The organism is Pseudomonas sp. S4_EA_1b, from assembly GCF_016307435.1.
Taxonomy (GTDB): domain Bacteria; phylum Pseudomonadota; class Gammaproteobacteria; order Pseudomonadales; family Pseudomonadaceae; genus Aquipseudomonas; species Aquipseudomonas rhodesiae.
In genome coordinates, this window is the sequence record NZ_JAEILC010000154.1 from 1 (window position 1) to 8,925 (window position 8,925).

Below are 8,925 nucleotides of genomic sequence, written 5' to 3' on the forward strand. Positions count from 1 at the left end.
CTCAGCTCCTGAAACCGCCAACTTTGAAAATAAAGACCTACCACCCAAGTCCCGAAGCCAGCCAATCCATTTGATGCATCCATCCTTTATCGAATTCGCCAAGGCATTTCTCCGATACAAACACACCCTGCACCCAACCAAGGGAATAAGCAGAGACATCGCTGCATTACGACTGATCGAATTTTCGTTGCGCCAAAACATGGCAACACCCGACATCACTAAATTTGACCAGCGGCATTGGGAAATAATCGTCTGCACTTTGGAGTCAAGCACTATACGGCAATCGCTCTGCAACATAGTGCTTTCCATTCTAAAATCGTTATCAGATCTCTTCATAATACAGGTCGACCCGCGTTTTTGGAGGCACCCTTACCTAGGTGCGCGCAGTTACGATTACTTAAATGGTTCTCAAGCACCTGCTGAAGTAAAGGCTCAGAAAGCTCCTGATCAGGATGCGCTACTTGCGATTGCAGAGGTATTCTCACGTGGCGCCTATGAAGTGCAGATTGATAATGACGTTATGGTCACTTGCATTACCGCTTTACTACTAAGTGCACCCATGCGTATAGGTGAGACCCTGCGCTTTCGCATTGATTGCTTGCGAGACGATCACGACAAAAACGGGGAGATTCAATACTATTTAGTCTACTGGGTCCCAAAGACCAAAGAGTTTGCACGCAAACCAATTCCGAAAACACTAATAAATATCACTACAGACGCAATAAATCGGCTAGTAAAAATCACTGACGAAGGCCGCTCCTTGGCCCGTTACATGGAAACCAACCCATCGAGATTCTACCGCCACGCCAATTGCCCTAATGTTCAAGACAACGAGCCACTCTCGGTAAAGCAAGTAATGCAGGCTCTAGGTTTTACCGATCGAACCTGCTGCCAATCCCTTATCCATAGACTAACCGGTAGTTGGTCATTGTCCGGATTTACTCTAGACTCGCTTTGGAAACTTATACTAATAGAGCACAAAGCCACCAACCCATATTTCCCCTACCAGGAGCCACACCAGGGATCTACCAATCCTCCATTGAAAATGTCTGAGTCACTGCTATGCCTTCGTCGCAACCAATTGCGCTTGCGGAGCACTGCAAGTCCCGTTCTGTTAGCGCCATTTGATCCTAGTTTTTATGGGAAGCGCCTGGACACTGGAAACGCCGCGGCCGAGTCCATTAACTTTTTCGCCTATCACGGATACAAGGCATTTAAGTTAAAGTCACACAGCATTCGCCACCTAATTAATAGACTCGCTCGCAGCAGCGGCATTTCATTGGATCTGATCACGGAGTGGAGCAGTCGCGCCACCAGTCGGCAGACGCGCACATATTTGAATGATGACCCGCTCACGTTCGTCGCCAAAGGAGCAGACATACTAGGTACGGTCCAGAAAAATGAGCCACTTCAACCGGTTACTGAAGAACATGCAGAAAAATATGGCCATGGTCCATTCCATCGCAGCCGCTACGGTATTTGTCGTCGTAGCTGGCGAGCTGGCCCTTGCAACAAATTCGCAGACTGTCTTAATTGCTCTGAGCTATTGATGTGTAAAGGAGATAGGCTGGCCACTGATACGATTCAACATGATCTAGATAGCCTTAGACAGACGTACGATGCCGCACAGCAGGCGATATCAGATGGAGAAAGGTCGGCGTCGCGCTGGACGCTTGTTACGGCCGCACAAATTAAGCAAATCACTAATTTGCTTTCAATTTTGAATGATATATCGATCCCGGATGGGAGTCCCATCGAAATAGAGGGCAGGGACTTCAGCCATGAACAGACAATTGTTTCCGAAAAAGCCGAAGCAGCCGCGATCAGGCTGCCTGACAAACAAATGCTTGGAATAACTTATGGCGATGACCTTCTAGCTTGCCTAGAACTTCTCCGGAGCACCGACAATGCCTAAGATCATCTCTGACAAGAATGAAAGGCAGATCGCGCAACTTGTTAGAAACTGGCCGACTGATCATTCACTGAACTGGAACAGCATCTGCCTTGGTGCTCAAGAAATTTTAGGCTGGGGAGCCCCACCAACTCGTCAAGCACTCAATAAAAAACTGCTGATTAAAAGCGCCTACAAAGCAAAGAAAGGTCAACTCAAGTCCGTCGAAACAAAACTCGATGGGATGTCGAAACCAAGAAGCACACTAGATGCGATGAAAAAAATTTCCCGACTTCAAGCTGAGAATGACGCTCTGAAGGCACAACTTTCCACAATGGCTGAACTCGCCAACCGACTTATCTATAACGCATCTATAGCAGGACTTTCACGAGAGAGACTCATGACCCCGCTCCCTACAGTCCATGAGCCAAAGAAAAAGCTCAAGCCCAGAAAATAGCCTGCATGCCTCACCAGTCCGACCAGCCAAGCTAGTTCTTGACTGCTCGCAATTGGCCGATAGCTGCGTGTCACTAGCGTCCGCCACCGGCCAAAAGCAGCCTGTCGTAACAAGCCTGAACCAGCAGCTTTCTTACAGACTGCTCGCCGGCTGGACTCTAAAGCCAGCTGCCACTGAATACGGGGAGACGGCGGGAGCCCTGTTTCTTCGGCCAAACCGTCTCGCTAGTATGTGGACACCTGCCACTGGTGCCTTGGGTGCCGAAATGTTTGAAGGGATTCAGAATGATCCGAAGGTTCCGGCTTGAGCAAAAAGGCCGCTACGAGAAGCTGGTAATAGCTCAACGTTTGTCGGACATGGTGGACAACTACCTGGATGGGCGCCCTGCACCGTTGCTGATCGGTGCCGAACAAGGTGGTATCGGCGAATGGGATGACGTGGTCATCTACCATGCGGATGAGCATTATGAGCACTTCCAGATCAAGCGGCAGACGACCCCCTTCAGCGATAAGCACATCGATAAAGCCGACTACATAAAGTCCTATAAACCCAAGGCCGGCAACAAGGCAGCAGCAAGTGCAACGCCAGTTGTCCCGTCCGATAGCGCCATCGACTCTGAGCTCGATAAGGCCATGAAGAGCTTGTCTGCCTGGAGTCTCACACCCCAGTCCAAGCAGCCGCCAGTCCGCGCTTTTTCACTCATCCTGCTCGGCCTGGAAGTTGTCATCAAGGGCAAGCCAAGTGACTCCATCACCGCCAATCACCTGCACGAGTTTTGTCGACTCTGCAAGCAGGACGGTCTTGATCTGGCTGCCCTATCTAGCCGCCCCGATACCCCAACGCAAAACGTCTATAAATGGTTGACGACCTGGTGTGGCTTTACCGACTGGGATCATGTTCGACAAACCATGCGGACACTTACGATCCATGCCGTAGGGAGCGAAGAGAACCTTGAAGAGCGTGCGTGCGAGTCGTTAGGACGGCACTTTAATGATTCGCGGGCAACCCTTGAGAAGCTAGTGGGGTACATTTCTACAAGTACCACGGATGTTAACGCCATCAGCTGTCATGCGATGGCTAACCATCTCAAAGACGCACGCCGGTCAGATGCTGTGACTTGGACGCAATACCTCATGAGGCCGCAGGCTGGATCCAGTTGGATGGTCGCCGGTACCCACAGCTTGAATGGTACGACGAGCTTGCCAGCGGCCCATGCTGCCACGGAAGTTGTCGGTCACCACTGGACAGCGGGCGGTAACAACAGAAGGCTGCGGTTGCACGCTACCTATTGCCCGCCTACGCCAAATACCGTGGCCCTCCACTCGGCCATCCTTCGGCTGGCCCTGCACTTGAAGAGCGGGAGCCATTGCCTGCTTCTGGGTGAGCCGCTTTGGCGCCAAGGCGCTGGGAACGAGTTGGGTAGAACGCTTGGGATCAGCGAGAGTGATCTTGATGAGCTTCCTTGGATAGACAATTCAGAGGCGCTGTCCTGCGCGTCGGGTCGCGAAATCTCGTCGATCCTGGAGGCGCGAGATGAATCTTCAGCACTTCACCGGGCAATGAACAATCTTGTGTGGGAGCAGCTACAAGCCCGCATCACGGCCAGGTTGAACTCGGTATCCGACATGCCATTACTGGCAGCATTGGAACCGAAGTGGCGCTCTTGGGCCGCTGAGCTAACAGCCGACGCCGCTGCGCGTGAGTCACTGTTAGAACAACTCATGTACCCCAAAACAGAAGGCTTAGACGGGAAACACGCGCTGCGCGTCGGGCCTCGTACTGCAGACCTGCTGGAAACCGCCATTCTGATGCTGCTTCTGGTTTGCGTCGCAATCGGTAACGACGATGGCAATTGGCGCGAAATCCCTGACGTTGGGGATGTTCTCAGCATTGCATTGCAGAACTGGTCAGGCGCTTCAGGCGATCACAGTGGCGCCAGGCCTGTTGCCGATGACCTGATGGCCATTTTGGGGCCTTCGCCAGCGTCGGTAGTCATTCTCGCGGGAGTCGAAGGGTCTCCCACGAGCCTACTCGAGTCCGGTATGGCTGATGATTTTGAGACCAGTAACAGCATGGCGGCTGAGCGCCAGCCCAGATTGCTGGTGACACGATTTGGGGTGCTCAAGCACTTGCGTAACGGGACACTCGCCCAGCTAAAGCAGCAATTCCAACGTCATTGGGATGCTTGGCGCGACGCGCGTGAAGCAGCAATCGAAGCTTATAGGGAAGGACACTAATCATGCTGACACTGCAGGAAGTGGCTGGCGCAATCATTCAGCGTGTAGAGGGTCGGTATGACGTGTGTCCCCGGGACGTAACGGAGCTAATGCTGCCTGAGGTCGACTACGACTCGCATGTTCTTCGACTCAAGCGCTCCCACATCGAACGGGCGGGCTGGCGGACGGTTCTGCTCATCGAGCTTCCACTGACGGCCCTTCAGGCAGCCAACCAGTGGGCAGCCGATGTCCGGGATGTGCTGCCCGAACCTGAGACTGCAGACCTCTATATGTTTCTGATGATCAGCGGTATCGCCAAGGATGACGCTGCACGGATTGAGACGGATGACAGATTTTGCCGCAAGGTTGTTGTGCGCGAATCTGAAGCAGCTGGTGATTTTCTTAACCGGACATTCTTGGCGGCCTTGGATCCCGCTGGCGATGTCGAGACGCTGAGCGATCCATTGGTGTCGGCGCTGAACACGCTGTCCAATGCATACCCTTGGTCTGCTCCACACATCGCTGCTTGGAAAACGCAGTTTCTGACCAACCAAAACGGAGCGGATGTGGTGCGTGTTCTTACCGACTCGCTGGGTGAAAGCGAGGTTCAGTCGTGAGCAAGTTGAATTCAATCACCCTGTCGAACCTGCGCAAATTCGGGTCGGAAGTCACCATCGAGCTGAGTCCCGGAGCGACTATTTTGCTCGCGCCCAATGGTACTGGCAAAACAACGGTATTTGAGGCGATCGAGTTTGGCCTAACCGGGAAAATCGCGCGTCTCCGTGACGACCTTGCCCACATCATTCGTGATGATCAGGCGGCAGCGACAGTCAGTCTGAGTTTTTCTGAGTTAACTGCGACATCACGCGTGACTGCAGCGGGCGAGGTCAGCCGGGACGGAGACTTGAGCAGCGTCTTCCCTAATGTGTCTGCAAATGACATCCCATTCTTGCTGCGTCTAACTCACCTCTTGGATCAGAGGGAGAACGGGTGGATCGTTAATGCAGAAGAAAAGGAAGCCGGAACCCAGTTGGCGAAGCTGCCGATTGGTCGCGACGGTTCTAAAGCTCGCGCCAACCTCGCTGCCGTTCGACGGTCGCTGACGGAGCAAAAAGCCCGTGCGGAAGAAGTGTTGATTGGGCATGAGACTGATTTGAGCGAGTGGACTCGCCTACTTCAGGAGCGTGACATAGCTGCTGCCGGTGCAGTAGGTGCATTACGACCGCTCGATCGAATTGCCGACGCTCTCTCTGACGCTGCAAACCAGACGCAAAGCCTGAGCCAGATTCCACCTGGCTTATTGACCGGGCCTGCAAGCCAGGAGGGGCTGACGATTGCACACTCCGCACTGACCGAGATCTTGCAAGGGAAGGTCGAACGGACTCGGGCGCATATTTCAAGCCTTGCCTTGGTAAACGATCTTGTTGAAAGCTTTGTTGCGGCGCAGGAGCAGCTCGAAAAGCTCAATGAAGACCTCGCGGCAGCTAGTCAGACACTCGATAAACACGCGAACACGAGGGCTGACGGCAATGCCGCCTTGCAGGAGCATCAGGCCAGTATCCACTCTGCACAGCAAGAACTTACCAGCATCGGGCAGCAACTTGAGCGTCTGATTGGAGAAACCACTGCAAAACAGGAGATCGCTCACCGAAATGACGCGTTGACGTCAGCGATTGCTGCCCTACGCGAGGCTGAAGAAAATTCTCGTGTACTTCGCGAGCAGCATGAGCGCAACCAACGGGTTCGCAACCAGCATGCTCAGATTGACGCCCAGCTTCATGGCATCAACCAGACTGAGCAGCGCTTGGAGGCGAGCCGTCTAATGCTTGCCGACTGGCAGGCCACTGAGCAGCAAATCAGCGAGGTTGTTCAGCAAATCACGGATCTCGGAGTGCTCATCGATAAACAGAGCATCGATCGGGATGCCGAACGTTCCTCGTATGAGACGTGTAAAGCTGCGGAGGCCACTGCCCGATCATTTTATGAGATGCTCAGTTCTTCCGCCGACGCAATCCGTCAGGCCGTTGCATCCATAGCGCAACATCTTCCCGCTGACCAAGATCAATGCCCGCTTTGCCTGGAGCCGCATGGTGCAACCAAGCTTCAGTCCCGTGTGGCTCAAGCCCTTGAAGCGATCAATCCGAGTTTGACTGCAGCTGAGCAGCGATTGCGAGCTGCTGTGGAAGCGTTGACGGCCAGTGAGGTCGCGGTTGAGAAAGCGCAGCAAGCACTAGACTTCAGCCGAATGGAGCTGGGTGCTTTGGAGTCCAGCCGCCAGGATCTGGGAAGACGAGTTGCGCAGTTTCGTACCGATCCGATTTTGGCTAGTGACTCGCTCCCATTGGCAAGGGAGTCGCTCAGGCAGCAACTCGATAGTATTGCTCCTGCCAAAAAGCGTTTGACTGATCAGCGAGCGGCTTTGGACGCTCTCCCTTCCCCTGAAGCCTTTGAACAAACCGAGGGGGCCTTCAACTCGGCACAGCAGATGCTCGACTTGGCCCGAGTTCAACAGAGCGAAGCGTCTACGCGGCTGGATCAAGCAGTTGCCGCACTGGCCGCGCTCACCTCTGGAGAACCGCTGGCTCGTACGCTTGAGCAACTCACTGCAGAAAAAGCGCAGCTGGAACAGCAGATCAGCGATCTGAACGGGAAGGTTGAGACTGTGCAATCCGCCCTAGACACCCAGCAGCATCAGTTGGTTGAGTCATTAACCGCAGTCAAGGAGATCGAGGAAGAAATCCGAAGGGTTCAAACGCTCCTTCTTCAAATCCGCGCGAGCTGGCAAGAGCAGGATTTGACCGGCGACCCACTTGCGGAAGCTGCGCAGGCCCGTGAAGCGACACTGCGCGCTACGTTGACCCTCCTGGAGGGGTATGTTTCAGCACTCGAAGGCATTGGGGTGGAGATCTCTGCTTGGGCCAAGCTGAACGATTCACAACTGGCTCAGCGGTTGATTGATGCTCAGCGTCTTGACCGATCAGAAGAGGCCTTCGAAGCGTACCTCAATGACAGCATCAACGCGGCACGCTCCAGCTTCTTGCAGTTGTCCTTGATCTCGGACGCGATGGATTTGCTGGACGGCTCACTCAAGAAAGAAATTGAGAATGTTCAGAAGCATGTCGGCAAGGTGGTACCCCGCTGGCAGGCGCTGCTAAAGCGTGTCGTGCGAGAGTCCAGGTTCCACGAGGCAAGCCTGAAATTCTTCAACTCGTATAACAAGGATCGTGCCGGCGTTTCTGTACCGCTTGGCAATAAAGCGGTACCGGTACCTGATATCGCGAGTGAGGCACAGTTGACGGATCTTCAACTGACCTTCCTGCTCTCAATGGCGATGAGTCATCAGTGGTCTCCTTGGAAAGCACTGTTATTGGATGACCCGACTCAGCATCACGACCTGGTACATGCCTCTGCGGTTTTCGATTTGCTGCGTGACTACATCGTTGATCATGGTTTCCAGGTCGTTATCGCTACCCATGATGCTCTGCAGGCTCGTTACTTCATGCGCAAGCTGCAAAACGACGGAATTGAGGCCAAGATCTGGACGCTCGTGCCGACTGAAGATGGCGTCACTGCGCAAGCAGGGAGCTGGAAACAGCGCATTCAATAATGCAGATATCTTTCCGGGCCTTGATTTAAATGTAAGCTGGGCGCAAGCCAAGTCCTCACGGAGGTTGGCTTTCGCGCAGCGGTAGGTACGCATCTATAGATCCGCCATCTTGGGGCCGAAACAGCTCTTGGGGTATGACTGCTTCTGGCCGCTAGTGTGCGCTCTCTTGCTTGGATGGCATTACGTTCTGGCCCAACGTTACTGTAGCGAATCCGCAGCAGTATCAATCAAAGCCTCCTGTATCCCGCGTGAAGAAAGACGCTACGTTGCGCCCGTTCTTCCACGGCTTCGCTTGCCGCCCCGCTACGGCAGATTCGAAGCATTCATCGAAATGTCATCATTTAGAAGCAGTGCGTTAACAAGGAATTTCTACCCTTTGCATCGCGAACCGCAATTGTGCGGCCAGCAATATTGCGAAAGGTGATCAAATGACGCCCCATCCGATACAGGACGCCGTGCTGCGGGTCGACCGGTTGAGCGTCGTCTACCCAGGCGGCGTGACAGCCCTACGCGATACCTCGATTGCATTTCGGCGTGGTGAGTTCACCGTGCTGCTTGGTCTCTCGGGCGCAGGCAAGTCGACCTTGCTCCGTAGCCTCAATCGACTCGTCACGCCCACTCGCGGCAGTGTCACCAGCGAGCTCGGTGAGCTCGGCAGCGGCTCGGCCTTGCGTCAGCATCGTCGGCGTACCGCCATGATCTTTCAGCACCACCAGCTAATCGAACGTCAAAGTGCACTGGCTAATGTGCTTAC

General features: G+C 53.9%; 6 protein-coding genes. All 6 read left to right on the top strand.

All coding sequences use genetic code 11. The features are described from left to right. Positions 1-1,915, top strand: a 1,915-nt coding sequence (locus YA0848_RS33500) for an integrase (protein WP_198731547.1), incomplete at its 5' end; no start/stop codon positions are given. After that, positions 1,908-2,348, top strand: a complete 441-nt coding sequence (locus YA0848_RS33505) for a hypothetical protein (RefSeq protein WP_082041292.1) — start codon at positions 1,908-1,910, stop codon at positions 2,346-2,348. The genes YA0848_RS33500 and YA0848_RS33505, both read left to right, overlap by 8 nt. A 284-nt stretch (positions 2,349-2,632) precedes the next feature. Beyond that, positions 2,633-4,585: an ABC-three component system protein gene (locus YA0848_RS33510; protein WP_041013717.1), complete on the top strand. Its 1,953-nt coding sequence runs from the start codon at positions 2,633-2,635 to the stop codon at positions 4,583-4,585. Between the two features lie 2 nt (positions 4,586-4,587). After that, complete coding sequence (locus YA0848_RS33515) at positions 4,588-5,181, top strand: ABC-three component system middle component 1 (RefSeq protein ID WP_003298911.1); 594 nt, start codon at positions 4,588-4,590, stop codon at positions 5,179-5,181. Continuing rightward, complete coding sequence (locus tag YA0848_RS33520; RefSeq protein ID WP_003298909.1) at positions 5,178-8,171, top strand: AAA family ATPase; 2,994 nt, start codon at positions 5,178-5,180, stop codon at positions 8,169-8,171. The genes YA0848_RS33515 and YA0848_RS33520 overlap by 4 nt, the downstream gene beginning before the upstream one ends. Positions 8,172-8,599: 428 nt before the next feature. Then, the coding region (locus tag YA0848_RS33525) for an ATP-binding cassette domain-containing protein (RefSeq protein ID WP_198731548.1) at positions 8,600-8,925 on the top strand (326 nt) is incomplete at its 3' end.